We start from the raw sequence: 17,005 nt of genomic DNA, 5'->3' as shown, positions 1-17,005 counted from the left end.
CTGTGCATTTCACCGTGCATAGCAGCGAGCATTCTTGGGGAGTACACGTATTAATACGTGTCCGCAAATTAACGGAAGCTTTTACCTGATATCGCTTCATCAACAGCATCGCTCACCACCAGCTTGGTTCACGATGCGGCTCCCGTCCCTGCGACTCACTCACAAGATCACCGCGATCGGCGTCATTGGCGTCATCGGCGTCGTCCTGATCGGCGGCATTCACCTCTACGGCGAGCGGAGGATGGGCGTCTATCGCGACGCGGCCGAGGATGCGCGCACCGTGTTCGAGCTGAACAACAGGATCGCGGTCGAGCTGCTCGAGGCGCGCCGCGCCGAGAAGGATTTTCTGCTGCGCAGCGATCCGGCCAGGGCGCAGCGCCAGGTCGAGATCAGCCGGCAGGTGGCGCTCGACATCGAGACGCTCCGCGGCAAGATCGCAGCGCTCGGCCAGCCCGAGCTGGCGCAGAAGATCGACGCGATGAATGCGTCGCTCAAGACCTATCAGGCCCGCTTCGCCGCGGTGGTCGAGGAACGGCAGCGGCTCGGCCTCGACGAGAAGTCCGGGCTCGAAGGCCGCCTGCGCGCTTCCGTCCACGGCATCGAAAGCCAGGTCGACCAGTTCCAGAATTCCGAGCTCAAGGTGATCATGCTGATGATGCGCCGGCATGAAAAGGATTTCATGCTGCGCCGGAACGCGAGATATGGCGAGGAGATGAAGAAGCGCGCGTCCGAATTTGCCGCAGGCCTCGACGCGGCAGCCATCGCCGACGGCGCCAAGGCCGAGCTGCGCCAGAAGCTCGCCGATTATCAGCGCGACTTCTCCGCCTGGATGGAGACCGCGCTGAAGCTGGCGGCCGAATCGAAGGCGATGTCCGAGGCCTTCGCTTCGGTCGAGCCGGTGATCGAGCAGATCTCGACATCGGTCGACCGCATCCGCGCCGACGCCGACCGTCTCAACGAGGCCGAGCGCACCAGCATCCAGTTCTGGATTGCGGTCGCGATCGCGCTGATTGCGACGAGCGTGCTCGGCCTCGGCATCTTCATCGGACGTTCGGTCTCGAGGCCCTTGACCGCGATGCGCGCGGCGATGATCGAGCTCGCCAACGGCAATTTCGCCATCGTTCTTCCCGGCCTCGGCCGTCCCGACGAGATCGGCGAGATCGCGCAAGCCGTCGAGACGTTCAAGGTCAACGCCGAGCGAAAGGCGCAGGAGGAGGCCGAAGAGAAGATCAGGCAGGATAAGCTCGCCGCCGAGCGCCGCCGCGCCGACATGATCAGGATGGCGGACGATTTCGAAGGCGCGATCGGCGAGATCGTCGAGACCGTATCGTCGGCGGCCAACGAGCTCGAGGCGTCGGCGACGTCGCTGACCACGACCGCCAGCCGCTCGACCGAGCTCGCCACGCTGGTCGAGGCGGCGTCCGAGGAAGCGGCGACCAACGTGCAGTCGGTGGCGTCCGCGGCCGAGGAGCTGACCGCCTCCGTCAACGAGATCAGCCGTCAGGTGCAGGCCTCCGCGCGCATGGCGGGCGAGGCCGTCACCCAGGCCGGGCAGACCAACGATCGCGTCAGCGAATTGTCCAAGGCGGCCGCGCGCATCGGCGACGTGGTCGAGCTCATCAACGCCATCGCCGGCCAGACCAATCTGCTCGCGCTGAACGCCACCATCGAGGCGGCGCGCGCGGGCGAGGCCGGACGCGGCTTTGCCGTGGTTGCCTCGGAAGTGAAGGCGCTCGCCGAGCAGACCGCGAAGGCGACCGGCGACATCGGTCAGCAAATCTCGAGCATCCAGGTCGCGACGCAAGATTCCGTCGGTGCGATCAAGACCATCGGCGGCACCATCGAGCGTCTGTCCGAAATCTCCTCCACCATCGCGGCCGCGGTGGAAGAGCAGGGCGCCGCGACCAGCGAGATCTCGCGCAACGTCCAAAGCGCCGCCGCCGGCACCACGCAGGTCAGCGCCAACATCTCCAGCGTGCGCCAGGGCGCGACCGAGACGGGATCTGCCTCCTCGCAAGTGCTGTCCGCGGCGCAATCGCTGTCGAACGACAGCAGCCGGCTGAAGCTCGAGGTGAGCAGGTTTTTGGAGACGGTGCGGGCGGCTTAAGCGCGTCTGCAAACCGGCAGTAGGTAGGTTGATCGTGCGGCGGGCCAACCTCTCCCGCTTGCGGGAGAGGTCGACGCGAAGCGTCGGGTGAGGGCTCTTTCCTCTCGGGGATTGTCCCGTCGTGGAGACACCCTCTCCCCGACCCTCTCCCGCAAGCGGGAGAGGGAGAACACCTCACGCCCCCGCCAGCGCTGGCGCGAGCACCACCTCGATCAGCGTGCCGTGGCCGGCGCTCTTGATGTTGAACCGGGCGCGGTTGGCTTCGACCAGCGCTTTCGTCAGCGACAGGCTCAGCGCCGAGCTGTCGGCAGCATCGCCCGGCGGCGGGGTGCGGAACGGCTCCATCGCGGCGGCGACTTCGCGCTCGGAAAGGCCATGGCCGGTGTCGCGGATGCGCAGTGCGATCTCGCCGCGATCGGTCAGCGCGGTCGAGACGATGACCTGGCCGCCGGCGCTGGCGAGCCGGATCGAGTTCGAGATCAGGTTCATGGTGATCTGCCGCATCGCGCGCGCATCGACGCTCACCTGCGGCAGCGCATGGGCGAGCGAGGTGCGGATGATGATGCGCTCGCGGTTGGCCTGCGGCTGCATCACCGTCACGCAGGCCTCGACCAGGTCGTTCAGGTTCAAGTTCGCGAAATTCAGGTCGAGCTTGCCGGTCTCGATCCGCGACAGCTCCAGGAGGTCGTCGATGATGGCGATGACGCGCTCGCCGGAGGCGCGGATGTCCTTCATGTATTCGCCATAACGCTCGTTGCCGAGCGCGCCGAAGCGCTCGGAGATCATCACCTCGGCAAAGCCGATGATGGCGTTGAGCGGCGTGCGGATCTCGTGGCTGATCCGCGCCAGCATGTCGGCCTTGGCGTTGGCCGCGCCGTCGACGAGGCGGCGGGCCTTCGTCAATTCGCTCTCGCCCTTCTTCGCGTGCGAGAGGTCGCGGAACACGGCGAAGAAGTTCGGCCCGTCGGGCCGGGTGCGGCCCATGATCATCGCGAGCGGGATGACGCCGCCCTTCTTCTCGCGGCCCAGCACCTCGCGGCCGTGATCGAGCAGGCTGGAGATGTCCTGGCTCTTCAGGCTTTCCAGATAATCGGCGACGATCTGCTGGCTCTCGGGGGCGAACAGCGTCAGCAAATTCTGCTGCAGCAGCGCCTCGCCGTCATAGCCGAACAGCGCCTCCGCGCTGCGGTTGCAGGCGTGGATGTTGCCTTCGGCATCGAACATCACGATGCCCTCGGCTGTGGTGTCGAGGATGGCGGCGAGATCCTCGGCATCGGCATCGCCGGCCGCGGGCTCCGCGTCCGCGGCGTCAGGCTCTGCGGCCACCAAGGTCTCTGCGACGGCAGCCGCCGCGGCGATCGGCGCCGCCTGCGGCAGCGCGCAGATCAGCGCATGCGCGCTGTCGCCGTCCCAGTCGATGGTGTGGAGATGCGCTTCCGTCGTCGCCAGCGGCGCTTCGCCGTTCGCGACCGTCGCGCTGATCGTCACAGGCGTGCCGCCTTGCGTGGTGCTGCTGGCCGCCGACACGCCCGGCTCGACATAGAGCGCATCCAGCCCGCCGGCATGCTCCAGCGCGTTCAGGCTGTCATAGCCGATGCGCGCGAGGAAGGCGGGATTGGCGTAGAGCAGGCGGTCGAGCCGGTAAATCAGGATGCCCGTCGGCAACAGGTCGAGCAGTGTGCGGTCGCGCGCGCTCATCCCGCGCGGCGGCGGTGCGGGCTCGGTCAGCCATTCGGCTGCGGCCTGCGGCGGCTCCGGCTCCGATGCTTCGGCGCTGATCTCCGCCACTGGTCCGGCCGCGTCGGTCGTGATGGTCTCGCGCTCGCGTTCGAGCCGCTCGGACAATTGCCGCGCGAGCTCGTTGAACGCGCTGTTCTCGACCGGCGTCAGCGTCGGCGGCCGCGTATCGCCGGCGACGCGGAACGGCACGACATTGGGAGGCGTTTCCACGGGCGTGTCCAGTTCGGTTGGGTGTGAAGTCACGTCGCTTGTGGGCTCTGGCAGGTCGGGTTCGGCTTGCGGTTCGGGCTCGGCTTGCGGCTCAGGCTCGGATGGCGCGATCGGCGGTGCCTCTGCTTCGCTCTCGGCCACTGTTTCCGCCGCCGCTTCAGGCTCGGCCTCCGCATCGGACGCGACGGCCTCAATGGAGCGGCCCTGGGGCGGCGCGTCGACCAGCAGCTCGAAGCGCCTGAGCGCCTCGAGCCGGTTGAGCGCGTCGAGATCGCGGCAGACGCCGAAGCCGCGGAAGCCGGCGAACTGACGGTTGCGGTCGTAGACCGGCAGGCCCGCGAGCTCGACCGGAATATGCTCGCCGCCGTCGGCCGGCCAGTTCACTGTGATGCCGGCCCAGGTATCCTTGCTTTCCAGCGCCTTCGCCACGCGCCCCTCGGGATCGAGCGAAAATTCCTCGGCGATCTCGCGCCAGGGGCGGCCGAAACCGGCGGCCGTGTGCGTGCCCATCAGGCGGATGAAGTCATCGGAGCCGAGCACAAAGCGGCCCTCTTCATCCATCTGCCAGAGGAAGCGCAGCGGATGCTGACGCGGTGCGGGCGGCTCTTGCTGGCCCGACTGCTGGTCTGAAGTCGGCTCGACCATGCCTGCATTGATCGGCGCGGGCTGCGGCGACACAATGGCTTGCGGCTGGTTTTCAACCGGAGTTTTGGCCGCCGCGGGGACGACCGGCTCGGGCGTCGGCGCAATCGTCTCGGCGGGTGGTTCGGCAGGCTCGGCGAATGCGTCGAACAGCGCGATCGCAGACGGCGCCTCGTTCGGTGCAGGCTGTGCGTCCTCCAGCACCGCGGCCGGAGGCTGCGCGGGCGTCACGTCGGGCGCGGCCTCGCGCGCCGCCGTGGCGGCGGCCGGCTCGATCAGCGCGACCAGGCCGATATCGGCGCCGCTGCCGACCCGCTGCAGCACCATCTGGCCGATGCCGATCGGCGTCGCGGCGCGGCCTTTTGCCAGCGCATCGCTGCGGGCGCGGTCGAGGCCGCGCCTCGAATAGATCGCGAAAGCCGAGCAGGGAGCGCGCGGCCTCGCTCGCGCCGACGAACAGCCCGTCCGGCGCGAACGCCGCCATCGGCACCTTGGCGCCGGCGACCAGCCGATGCAGCCGCTCGACCAGCGGCATGGTGCGCAGCGTCGGGTCCATCGCGATGACGAGCACCGCATGGCCGCCATCGGCAAAGTCGAGCCGCGCGCAGCCGCAGGTCATCAGCGCCCCTAACCGGGCGCCGAAGCCGCGCAGCCGCTGCAGCCGTATTGCGCCGTTCGCCGGCAGCTGGGGGGCGAGCCTGACGATTTGGCGGCGGTGGCTGTCGGCGGGGCCGAACACCTTGTCCGCGAGGCCGGCGCTGTTGGCTGCGCCGAACAGTTTTGCGCCGACCGGATTGGCCCACAGCACGCGCGCGCCGTCGGTCGACCACAGCCAGACCGGCAGGGCAGAGGTCGCATGCACGGCCAGCCGCGGATCGCCCACCCCTCGCAACTGGAAATCCGAACGCGTCATCAGGCCGGCTGCATCTCACGCTTCACGAGTGGCGGCTGCCGGGAATGACAGCCTTAAGAAAGGGTTAGTATCGCCCGGAAGGCGCGACTAGGTCCACGGTTCAAAGCCCCGCGACGGACCCCCAAGCGGCGATAACCTTAATCCCGCCAACCCCGCAAGCCGAGCCAACGTTGCATCCAAGGGATTCGAAGCGGAGGGCATAGGCGCGCGCAGCACCCGCGGTGCCCATCCTCCCCTGGAGGGGGAGGATCGGCTCACATGAGCGTAGCGAATGTGAGACGAGGTGGGGTGACAGTCTCTCGCCACGGGCGGTCCCCGCGGGGAGAGATCACCCCACCCCGGCTCATATTTCGCTACGCTCAATATGAGCCGACCCTCGCCCTCCAGGGGAGGGTAAAAGCTTGTTGCCCGGCGCATCCCACTACCTCAACCCCCGGTTCCCGACCTCCGGAACCTCACCCATCCCGAGATTAAATTTCGCATCGCACCGCTCTGCCGCGTTGCGATGCACAATGTTGACATGATAGGCAGCCATAGTGCTGGCGCTGGGCGAGCCATCACCTTTGTTTCGCGTTTCCAGTCTTCGTACCCGCTCAATGCGCAGGGCCCATGGTCGGGGCCGGCGGGCGCGCCAGAAAGGCTCACTCCATTTTTTCAATTAGCGTGAGGGACCAACATGACAGGTGCGACTGATCCGTTTTCTGCCTCGATCATCCCGTTCGAGGTTCCCGAGCAGGTGCGTGCGTTCGCAGAGAAGGGCGCGGCGCAGGCCCGCGAGAACTACGCCAAGTTCAAGGACGCCGCTGAGACCCACAACGGCACCGTCGAGGCCGTGTTCACCTCGGCCTCCAAGGGCGCGAGCGAGTACACCGCCAAGCTGGTCGAGTTCATGAAGGCCAATTCGAGCGCTCAGCTCGACTTCGCCCAGCAGCTGTTCGGCGCCAAGTCGCCGACCGAAGCGATGGAGCTGTGGACCGGCCACGCCCGCAAGCAGCTCGAGACCTTCCAGGCCCAGGCCAAGGAGTTGGTCGAGCTCACTCAGCGCGTCGCCAATGAGACCGCCGAGCCGATCAAGGCCAGCGCCTCCAAGTACTACCCTTCCGCCGCCTGAGCGGTCGGATCGATGTAAGCCAGCGAAACCCGGGCCCGAAAGGCCCGGGTTTTTCTTTTGGAAATGGGTCGACCGGGTCGCGCCCAGCACTCCGTCCACCTCTCCCAAAGGGAGAGGTGATCCCGCCCCCGGCGATGCGAAGCATCGTCCGGCGCGGTCCGGGTGAGGGGCTCAGGTCTCACCGGCCGCCGCGGCCCCTCACCCGGATCGCTCCGGCGCGCATTCGCGCACCAGAGCAATCCGACCTCTCCCCGCTGGGGAGAGGTGATCCCGCCCGGCCAATCGACCTGTTTTCTTCGCGCTGAAGAGGGGAAATATCGGGTTCTGCGGCCTTGCCAAACCGGGCCGTTGCACCTAGTTTCCGCCCCGTCCAGCCCCCTCAGGCATCAAGCCTTTTCAGGCAGCCCAAGGCGCGGCGCGCAAGGATGCAGTTGTAGCTCAGTTGGTTAGAGCGCCTGTCTGTGGAACAGGAGGTCGGTGGTTCGAGCCCACCCAACTGTACCACCGTTGCGGATAACTCCGCATTCTCAGCAACTTGTTGATAGACCAGCTGGATTTGTGCCGCCTAAAATACAAAAGGCGATACAAATGGCGTTGCGAATGGTCGCGTTAAACAGGGCTGCAGATGGGCGGTGGTTTGCTCGCAAAGGCATCCCCGAAGACGTCCGTGAGGACTACCAAAGGCTCTACGGCCACAAGCGAGAAGCTCATCTGAAGCTCGCCGCCGACACTCCAAAGTACGAGGCAAAGGCTCGCCTCGGGGAATGGGAAGCGGAGATTGAAACTCGCATCGCGACCCTGCGAGCCCAAAGGAACGGCGAAGGCCAGCCACTCACCAAGCTCAATGCAATCGCGCTCGCGGGCCGCTGGTACAATTGGTTCGTAAAGCAGCACGAGGCCGACCCGGGAAAGCCGAAGTATTGGCGCGACCTCAGCGATTACGTTGTGTGGAACGTGATCCGCCCCGAGGCGCCAGAAGAATACGAGGTTGATCCCCAGGCTGATCCCCGATGGGAATGGGCGAAAGAACCCGAGGTGCGGGAGGCGGTAAGGCCGCAGATTGCCGAGGTGGCTCGCGTGGCAACGTTCCTCGCCAGCGAAGGGAAGTCGCTGAACTCCACCGCTTATGCGTTGTTCGTGGATGCTGTGAGCGATAACCTCCTAGTTGCCTTCTCGCTTTTGGAGAAGCGCGCCAACGGCGACTACTCCCATGACGATACGCCTGACACTTTCCCGCCCTTCACGGATGGGCCTGTGCGAGCGTCGGGCCTAGGTTGCTGGGACCTCTTCGAGGCATTCGTCGTTGCTACGAAGCCGGCAGACACCACAGTGCAACGCTGGCGCGCTGTGTTTCTCGAAATGCAGCGACAATTCGTAGACATCGGCGCCAACGGAATCACCGAGGATGCGGCGCGCTCATGGGTGAGGGGCTTGGTGTCCGAGGAGCGCTCTGCACTGACGGTGCGTGAGGTATGGCTGTCTGCTTCTCGCCGCGTGTTCGCTTGGGGACTGGAGCACAAGCACCTCCACAGGAATCCCTTCGCCACCATCAAGGTGGACGTGCCTCGGAAGGCGCAAACACGGGAGACAGGCAAGGCCTTCACTCCTGAAGAGGCGCGGACAATCCTTAAGGCAGCCTTAGCAATCGAGAGCCCTCGGACGCCTTCGGAGCGCGCCAAGCGTTGGGTACCTTGGCTCTGCGCATATTCTGGCGCACGGCCCGGCGAAATCACTCAGCTGCGTGGCAGCGATATAGAGCAGCGTGGGCGCTTCTACGTAATGAAGCTCACGCCAGATGCAGGCACAATCAAGACGCGGCAAATGCGCGTTGTGCCGATACACCAGCATATCATTGACCAAGGCTTCCTTGAGATGGTTCGGGAAGTTGGTAAGGGCGCGCTGTTTTACAACGACCGCGCACCACAGCGCGCGCGCAAGGTTGATCCCTTAAAGCCAAGCCGGGCCCGAGCAGCAACCACGAGAGCGCATTTGGGTGAGTGGGTGCGGAGCATCGGCGTCACCGACACGGAACTCAGCCCTAACCACGCGTGGCGACATACATTCAAGCAAATCGCTGATCGCGTAGGTATCAGCGAAAAGGTTCACGACGCCATCACAGGCCACGCGCCTGCGAGCGAGGGGCGCAGGTACGGGGCGCCGACTGTGGAAGACATGGCAAAGGCCCTGAAGAGATTCCCCCGCTACAAGCTTTGAAGAGTTTGCCCAAGGGGACCGCTGCGTGTCCACCGATGGGAAGTACAAGCGTACACGCGGCATCTAGGAGACCTGAAAGCCACCAGGGGCGCGGGCCCGCTGGGAATCGATAGGGACACTACATGTCTGATACCAACATCGCAAAGACCGTCACTACTGCGCTGCTTTCCTCAAGCGTTGGGCTCGCGTGGGCGCTGATCAGCCTAGGGCAACGGGGGAGCATAAGCCGGGCTCCCGTCGTCATTTTGCGGCTGTACAAGCGCCTCCTGTCGGCCGGCGAAGCACTGGAGGGATGGACGGAGAGAACTGCAGGACGGCTTGGGATTGATATTCTCGACGTCTTGGCTCGCGTCGGGCCTGCACCGCGCGGGGTGTGAGTGAGCCACCGAGAAGAAAAAAAGCCGCACACTGGCGTTCCCTAAGGATTTCTTGTGTGCGGCCTGTGACTTGCCCAGTGGGGCTATGCTGCTTTCACGAGATAGCTCTTCGATCCTCTGCCGACGCCGGGAATGTAGTTCACGCCCATCTGCCGGAGCGCCTGCGTCGTCGGATGCCCATCATTGTTCAGTGTTTCACGCAACTTCTTTACACTGTTTAGCTGCAGGTCGTGCTGAACCGTCGATAGGGACACTGCGCCCGAGCCTTGCTTTGACATGTAGTCAATTAGCCGGACATGCGAGCTGCCTATGCGGGGCTTCTTTTCCTTCGCCGGGTCGAGTGCGAAGTCCCAAGGTTTCACCTTGATGCCAGGCATGTCTGCCCTGATGTCATCAAGCACCGCATCGCCCATGGCATCCTGGGGCAGCACAAGGAAAATGTCCGCAGGTGGGCAGCGACCTTCAGCATCGATAACGTGACGGCAGCAGATGCGGTTGATGGCCTGGATTACCGACACCGACATTTGGCGCTGTTCCATTTCTTGACGCACATTCTTGAACTGTCGCCATTCAGGGGATTGTAGCCACTGGTCGTTCTGGGCCCCCTGTAGCGCGCAGAACATGTTTGTTGCCCATGTCTGAGGACGGTAGGGCAACCCAAGGATCACCGCTGTATCGCAGTCTTGCCAAGTGTTGCGGCCGTCAACAGCGCCCCAATGACCGATTGAACACGCCCTGAAGTTCAGTCTCTCAACCCAGCTTTCCCCGCATGCCCGCTTCCTTGTGATGACTTCTTCAACGCCCTTATGGACGCACATGAACACCGAGTGCTCCGGCCCTATGGCTTCTTCGAGAGCTGTCTTGATGCGAGGCATGCGCTCTCTGATGCGTTCGGCCATGGCATTCTTTCCAAGCCCGGCGCCGCGTGCGACGTGAAGCGTGACCGTGCTGTAATCACGGGCATGGGCCGGCACCGCAAGGCGCTGATGCTTCTCCTCAAATAAGTCCCACAGGAAGTTCGCCTTAGCGGTCGCATCCAGCACCACAGGGCCCGGTGCATCCAGCGGGACGGCCAAAGCTGCTGTGTTGATTGAATGCCACTGCCCGGACTTCGCGTAATAGGCGAATTGCTCAAGGCACGACTGCACGGCCGTAATGGTCTCGGCCACGCGTTCCGCTAGCCGGGTTCGATCCTTTGTGCTGCTACGGTCGTACACGATCCGGTCATAGGGCAGTGTGCTCATCACCGAGATAAGCGGCGCGAAGTCAACCGCAGCAGGCGCGCCACCTTCCTCCCAGATCATGGACATGGCGTTGTCCAAGTCATCAGGGTCGGTATACGCGAGCAGGACCCGGTGCACCTGCTCCATAACCCCTACTTGTTGTGGCAACGCTGAACGCACTTCAGGAGGGATGAGGCCAATGACGAACCCGAGGTTCTCCGAGGTCGCGCTGCTCTCGTCAACGACGTTGGCAAGTGCCTCATCAATAATCGTAAGGAGGCGCTTGCCGCCGCGCCAGGACACAAGACGATCCCAAGGCCGCCAGTCGCATTTCTTGGTATCTCTCTTGGCGTTGATGAAAGCCTGGTGCGTGATCACGACCACGTCGCTCTCATACAATTGCTCGGGTTTGGCGTAGCTACCCGAATGGTGCGCGACAGCGACTGCTCGGCCGGCCAGAGCATTCACGGTGTCCCGTATGTTGTCTGCGTCTTCCTTCAGCCGCGTGACGATGAGTATTCCTACGGGCCGCGTAGCGCCTTCAGCGCGGCGATTGGCGTCCGCCTGCATAGCAGCGTACACACAGGTGCCTTGGGTTTTGCCTGTGCCGGTCGGTGGCTGCAGAATCCGCCATGGTGATTGAACACCGGAGGCCGCTTCGATGGCGGCCAGTCGGAAAGTGTCTCCCATGATGCGCCACAGGGTTACCAAGGCCGTCGATGCGTGTTGACCTAGACCGTCGGGACACGGCGTGGTCCAGCGCTTAAGCATCCGTGAGGCAAACTCTTGCGGACACACGAGAGCGAGATCATGTTGCTTGCTGAGCAAGACTGTATCGTTCATAGTTGTGGTGTTCCTTGCAGGGACACGACAAGCCGATAGGTGTCCTTGATGAACACCAGCGGTGGGCTTGTGAATGTGGATGGTTGATTGATTGTTGGTCGAACACGACCAGACAGAAGGACCCCCTAGGGTCTAAGGGGAGTTTGAGAGAGGCTAACTGGATGGGCGATTAAGTACCCCCAAAAGCTCTAAAGAAGGAGATCATTAGAGGTCTCAGGGGGACTTTGTCGGTGGAAGTAAATCGATGGCAGGCCAACGGATTAGGGAGCGATATTGCCAAGCGGATTAGTTGCAAAGCGGGAGGGGCGAGGTTCGCCTTTTTAGGCAAACAGCCTTAGAGGCCCCTAGGAGTTCCGTGGATTCGCCTAAGCCGCTCGCGGCGCCAATCCCAGGGGTGTTGTGTAAGGCGCACCACAGGGGCTCCCTAGGAATCTTCGAGCCGCGTCAAAAGCGCCGTCGTGGCCTTGGTTCGGTCAGGGCAACTTCAATCTGATCGATTATGTCCAGCCCCTGCTCCGTTAGATAGACGTGCTTTTCGCGGCGGTCGCCATAGACACGCTGCACCATCATGATGAGACCGAGCCCTGGTTTGCCGTGTCTATCGACGGTGCCTAGGTCGCTCAGGTAGCGGGAAGCAAGGGTCTTCCACACACCGATGCGTTCGGCCAATTCGCCTACGGTGAGCCCGCCTTCCTGCGCTACGAGCAGAAACATCCGCACGACACGTAGGCGTATGTTCGGGTCCAGGCGATAGAGCGGCGCCAGAGCGTTTCCAAGCCGCATAGCGGCGCGCCGGCGCTGGGGTGTCATGATGGATCGCGCCGGTTCGTGCATGGGTCCCTCGTGTTGCCGTAGGAGACCGCAGTAGAGCATAGGTGCCCGCTCGCTGACCCAATGGGTGCCAAACCGGCAACCATCTTCAACAAGTGTGTTTTGCGCCAACCTGCGGTGTGTCCGTGTGCTCGTTTTGGGGGCGAGGGTAGGCGCCTTTGGTCTTGGAGGTAGGTTGCCCAACCGACCCGAGGAAAATGCGGTGTCGGCTTCTGCCAACTCCGGACATGCCTAACACAGGTCCCGGGGTAGCTATGGGCCAAGAGGCGACATCGCTTGACCCCACCAGGATTTGGGTGAACTGCCTAGCTGTGAAGTTGTGAGTTAAGGCCGTCCCAAATTCCTCTTCGTCGTGTTGCCTCAAGAGCGCCGCTCTGGGAATTGCGGCGAAAAAGAAGACCCGTCTGGCCGGAGAGCTCCTTTGCTTTTAGGACTATGCCGTCTTCCAAAAGGATACGTGCGCCGGCCGTGACATAACAGCCGGCTTCGACGATACAATCGTCACCCAGTGAGATGCCGATACCAGCGTTGGCTCCGATGAGGCAGCGCTCGCCAACCGTAATCCTCTCTTTCCCTCCTCCTGAGAGCGTACCCATGATCGACGCTCCGCCGCCAATGTCGCTGCCGCTCGCGACAACCACGCCGGCGCTGATCCGGCCTTCGACCATGCAGGGACCGAGCGTACCCGCATTGAAATTGCAGAAACCTTCATGCATGACGGTTGTGCCCGAAGCCAAATGGGCGCCGAGCCTGACGCGATCCGCATCTGCGATTCTCACGTCTGCCGGTGTCACATAATCAGTCATGCGCGGAAACTTGTCGACGCCTGCCACCTCAAAAGCGAGGGCACGCTTCCGCGCCAGGATTCGTGCTTCCGGTACACGCGAGCATTCACAGGGACCAAGTGTGGTCCAGGCAACGTTAGGCAGCAGACTGAATATTCCGTCAAGGTTCAGGCAATTTGGCCGGACGAGACGGTGGCTCAGGAGATGGAGTCGAAGATATGCATCGTGCACATCGGTCGGCGCCGATGCAAGCGAGCCGATGTCTGTACGAATGGAAACGATGTCGACATTGCGGATGTCGTCGTGCCGCGCATATCCGTCCACCGACTCACCCAACGACACCTTGATCTCCTCGCTCGTCAGCCGCACCGTTGCCGTCCTGTCGGCCTGCGCAACCAAGTTTAGCCGGAGAAACCAAGCATCCAACACGCGACCATCCGAGGTAATCGTCGCAAATCCGTCCCCGCTCGCGCCCCGCAGCTCCATCGACATGTGAACGTCTCCCGCCATATTCTCCCCTTGGTGCTTACGCGAGTTCTCGTCGATATGGCAACTTTCGGGCTCTCGAGCACGTCCGCTTCGGGTCAAACCCGGACTTCCTCATTGGACGCCGTATGTCCGCTTCCGCCGAGTGCAGACATCGGTCGTCCGTTGGTCAAACTGATTCATCTCGCCTAGCGACAGGAGTTCAACGCTTGGATTGTTTCGGCGTTGATAGCCTGTGTACCCTCAGGTTCGTCTATCGCCGCCGGCCAGTTCGCAATCCGAAGGCGTCAGCGTCATACAGCTCGCGGAAACACTTTCGCAGGAGGCCCTTGCGTATTGGGGTGTCAGGTCCTCGCCGTGGCCGCTTCAGTGTGTCGTCATATGCGGCCATGTATCCTCGTGCGAGCGTTTCAACTGCTTCCCGAACCCCTGCGGGGTGCGCGGGATTGTCGTGATCATCCCACGCATAGTGCTTGGGCTCCGGGCGATCAAAGGGAGGCATGACGTAGTCGGGGCCCCGCATTCGAGCTAAGGCCCGCTGAGCCAACTCGTGGTCCGGTCCCATCGCAATGACGATCCGATAACTGGCGGCAGTTGGCTTCGATTGCCCAGGCACAAGGTACATACTGCGTGCGTATTCCGCGAGTTCCGCGGGTGACCATCCGGCCTTGATGAACTGGCCGAGCAATTCGCGTTGTTGGAGGTTGCGGAGATAGCGGCGGACTTGCCTGAAGTCCGGGGCCGATGATGCGGCCGATAGTGGTGTTTGTGGCAGCGCGGCTGCTGCGTTGACGTCGTAAGGCTGGTCGAACAACTGATTCTCTGTGTTGGAGCGGTCAAGCTGGCGGCTAATCCGTGCGGATGAGCCTGCGTGCACTCGGTGTATCCATCCGAGGACGTGCTGGCGCGCGCCGGGCCGCGTTTACGTTCATCGCGGGGACTGGCCCCTTCTCTGTAAGCGGGGACCAAGTACGGCGCCTAAGTCATTGATGCTTTCGAAATTATCCTGCATTTTCAATGGTGGTTAGCAAATTATCCCAGCGACAGTTGTGAACCTAACAAAACAATCTTATCTGGCGTTGAACCAAGGCCCGATATGCGCTCTCCATTCGACGATGACGCGGCTGCCCGCGAACTTCTTGAAGCCATAAGGTGGCCGGAAGGTCCCCGCTGTCCTCACTGTGACGCAGGAGGCGCCGATGTATTCAAGATCGGCGGTGAGAAGCACAGCCACCGCGAGGGCCTCTACCAATGCAAGCCGTGCCGACGGCAATTCACCGTAACGGTAGGTACCGCGCTTGAACGCCTAAGGGTACCGCTGAGTACCTGGGTTCGGGCCGCATACGCCTTCAGCTACGAAGGTCCAGCTTACGGCAGAGATGCAAACCGCAGGCTTAGACCGCCACCGCTTAGCGAGCTAAAAACGGAAATCGGCGTATCGTACAGGACCGTGCTGCGGATGCGTGACCTCATCAAACACGCAGCTTCAAAGTATCGGGGCTACAAGGCCGGCTTCGGTCTCTTGCCGCGCAGCTTCATGAAGCACAGGACTAGCCCGAAACTGAGTGGCTATCGTTACCGCAAGCGAAAGCTATTGGAGGGAGGAAAGCATCCATCGCAACACGCCATCAGGTCCCTAGGTGTTCTCGCCGTCTTCATGTCGAGCCGTGAGAACAGGGATGCACGAGCGGCCTTTGACCGTACGGAGAAGCTCCTTAGGCTTCTGCTCAATACGCCCGCCAATCCCGTTCGGCGCACGCGCCGTAAGCACCGCGCTCCCAAAGGGACCAAGGGTAAACCGGTGGACGCGATTGGGCCCGCGTCGTAATTCTCAGGAAGTGACGCGGCTCGTTTTAGCCCAGCAATCACCCACCAGCGAAGCCTACGCGTTTGAAGCCGAGGGGCAGGTGATTTCCAGCGCCGTAGGTTCGCCTGGAAGGGGCCCCAAATTTGAGGGCGAGCGGCAGCGTGTCTGCCAAGAGAGCTTTGGTGTGACACCTAGCCCTTACGTTTTAGTTCTTTCGCCTTTCTCCGTTGGAGGTGATTCCAGGTCATAACCTTTCGGCCAGCCTGACTGCCAACGCCCACCGAGATAAACGGGATGAGATACCACCACCATCTGACCGTCCACGTTGGATGTTGGTCCGGCGGCATCGGGGGTGGCCTGAGTGTTAGTGCGCTGAACTCGGCCACATCACTAGCTTTTACCCAATTGGCAAAACCTGCTCGCCAAACAAGGACGCTCTCCGGTTCAGACAAGCGCAGAAGTGCATCCTGCAGCTGATCAAGCGCAAGAGGTCCAGTTTGCCTTCCACGGTGGGCGTAGTACCAAGCGTCAGCCAAGTGCAACTCCAAATAAAGCCCAAGGCTAGCCAGCGTAGAGCCAGCGCTCAAGAGGCGTGTCCGATCTGCGCACCATGATTCCTGGGAGACCCACGCGACCCGCTTTAGCTTGGCAAACGCTCGCCAGCGAAGCCGCCAATTTTGAAGCCGTTGGACGGGCTCGATCCAGCGCCGTAGGTTCGACCGGGAGGGGACCCAAAACAGGAGCCCGGCAGCGCGCTGCTCCTAGGACGAGAGCCGATTGAGAAGGCGAGCTATAGCGGTCGGATGCCATGTGTCGCCACGGGGCGCCCTGATGCCCCGCGCGTGCAGCTCACCGGCAATCCCGCGCACCGTGGTGATTCCGGAGCTCCTGATGTCATCCACAATGCCTTTAAGGTCCGCTGCTCGCTGAGCCGCGTTCGCCTTGATCTTCGCCACAGCATCCGCGTTGCCTATCTGCTTTCCCCGGAGAGCGCGTGCTCCGTTGGGGTTGCCGAGCTTCACTCCGCGCGCTTTGGCAGCAGCGAGGGCAGCCTTCGTACGCTCACCAATGAGCCCAACCTCCAACTCAGCCACCGATGCCATTTGCGTGAGAAGGAATCGCCCCATGGCACCAGGGGGCACGCTGGGCAAGTCACAGAACACGAGGTCTACATTGCTGCTCGCGAGAGCCCTGAGCAGATCAACATCGCGGGTGAGCCGGTCCAGCTTCGCGAAGACCACCTTGGCGCCTGATACCTTGGCGTGAGCTAAAGCAGCTGTGAGCTTGGGTCGGTCGTTGCGCTTGCCGCTTTCCACCTCGACGTACTCGGCGAGCACTTTCCACTTGCCGCCGTTCAGGTAGTTCTCGACCGCCGCCCGCTGAGCTTCAAGGCCAAGCCCGCTTTTGCCCTGCTTATCGCGCGACACCCGCAAGTATGAGACGAATTTGCCCTCAGCCACGGACGGCTCCCATTTGCACAAATCGATGTAACGAACGTTAGATCAATTTGTAACAGTACAGGTGTGTGACCACCACCGACAATTTCGAATCCGAGGGATTCCGAACTGCATGAGTGGCGCAAGTGGGTTGTACCGAGACGATCGGCTACTAGCACCGGTTGAACAGGCGGTGTTATCCTCGCCGAAACAAGGGGGAAGCCGCGCGGGGAGCGGATGAGTAGACCTGCCCTTCTGAGGGCCATCTACCATGAGCTGA

9 protein-coding genes, 1 tRNA gene and 1 pseudogene are annotated in these 17,005 nt (G+C 62.6%); 5 read left to right on the top strand and 6 right to left on the bottom strand.

Annotated features, from left to right (window positions below):
* Positions 1-133: 133 nt before the first annotated feature.
* A complete protein-coding gene (locus ABIA40_RS26115) occupies positions 134-2,107 on the top strand; it encodes a methyl-accepting chemotaxis protein (RefSeq protein ID WP_404543944.1) in 1,974 nt (657 codons plus the stop codon).
* Positions 2,108-2,281: 174 nt separating this feature from the next.
* On the opposite strand, the pseudogene ABIA40_RS26110 reads toward ABIA40_RS26115, so the two are convergent.
* Positions 2,282-5,612 (bottom strand): annotated as a pseudogene (locus tag ABIA40_RS26110) (PAS domain S-box protein).
* 676 nt (positions 5,613-6,288) lie between these two features.
* Here ABIA40_RS26110 and ABIA40_RS26105 point away from each other — a divergent pair.
* The 3 genes from ABIA40_RS26105 to ABIA40_RS26095 all read left to right on the top strand — a co-directional run bounded on the left by ABIA40_RS26105 (position 6,289) and on the right by ABIA40_RS26095 (position 8,937).
* Positions 6,289-6,723 carry a phasin gene (locus ABIA40_RS26105; RefSeq protein ID WP_157287940.1) on the top strand — a complete coding sequence of 145 codons (435 nt, stop codon included), beginning with the start codon at positions 6,289-6,291 and terminating at the stop codon, positions 6,721-6,723.
* Positions 6,724-7,150: 427 nt separating this feature from the next.
* Positions 7,151-7,227, top strand: a tRNA-His gene (locus ABIA40_RS26100).
* A gap of 84 nt (positions 7,228-7,311) precedes the next feature.
* Positions 7,312-8,937, top strand: a complete 1,626-nt coding sequence (locus ABIA40_RS26095; RefSeq protein WP_404543941.1) for a tyrosine-type recombinase/integrase — start codon at positions 7,312-7,314, stop codon at positions 8,935-8,937.
* Positions 8,938-9,397: 460 nt separating this feature from the next.
* Here the strand turns inward: ABIA40_RS26095 and ABIA40_RS26090 are convergent, their stop codons facing one another.
* The 3 genes from ABIA40_RS26090 to dapD form a co-directional block, all read right to left on the bottom strand.
* Positions 9,398-11,380: a DEAD/DEAH box helicase family protein gene (locus tag ABIA40_RS26090; protein ID WP_404543939.1), complete on the bottom strand. Its 1,983-nt coding sequence runs from the start codon at positions 11,378-11,380 to the stop codon at positions 9,398-9,400.
* 444 nt (positions 11,381-11,824) lie between these two features.
* Positions 11,825-12,214, bottom strand: coding sequence for a hypothetical protein (locus tag ABIA40_RS26085; RefSeq protein WP_404543937.1), 390 nt, complete (start codon positions 12,212-12,214; stop codon positions 11,825-11,827).
* Between the two features lie 302 nt (positions 12,215-12,516).
* A complete protein-coding gene (gene dapD, locus ABIA40_RS26080; RefSeq protein ID WP_404543935.1) occupies positions 12,517-13,488 on the bottom strand; it encodes a 2,3,4,5-tetrahydropyridine-2,6-dicarboxylate N-succinyltransferase in 972 nt (323 codons plus the stop codon).
* Between the two features lie 1,090 nt (positions 13,489-14,578).
* On the opposite strand from dapD, the gene ABIA40_RS26075 reads away from it, so the two are divergent.
* Positions 14,579-15,310, top strand: a complete 732-nt coding sequence (locus ABIA40_RS26075; protein WP_404543933.1) for a transposase — start codon at positions 14,579-14,581, stop codon at positions 15,308-15,310.
* A 170-nt stretch (positions 15,311-15,480) separates the two neighbouring features.
* Here the strand turns inward: ABIA40_RS26075 and ABIA40_RS26070 are convergent, their stop codons facing one another.
* Complete coding sequence (locus ABIA40_RS26070; RefSeq protein WP_404543932.1) at positions 15,481-15,825, bottom strand: DUF4339 domain-containing protein; 345 nt, start codon at positions 15,823-15,825, stop codon at positions 15,481-15,483.
* A gap of 225 nt (positions 15,826-16,050) precedes the next feature.
* Positions 16,051-16,749, bottom strand: a complete 699-nt coding sequence (locus ABIA40_RS26065; protein ID WP_404543930.1) for a recombinase family protein — start codon at positions 16,747-16,749, stop codon at positions 16,051-16,053.
* Positions 16,750-17,005 lie beyond the last annotated feature (256 nt).

The sequence above is a fragment of the Bradyrhizobium sp. USDA 223 genome (assembly GCF_044909005.1).
GTDB classification, from domain to species: domain Bacteria; phylum Pseudomonadota; class Alphaproteobacteria; order Rhizobiales; family Xanthobacteraceae; genus Bradyrhizobium; species Bradyrhizobium yuanmingense.
The sequence above is the reverse complement of the archived record's forward strand: the minus strand, read 5'-3'. Positions and strand labels throughout refer to the sequence as shown.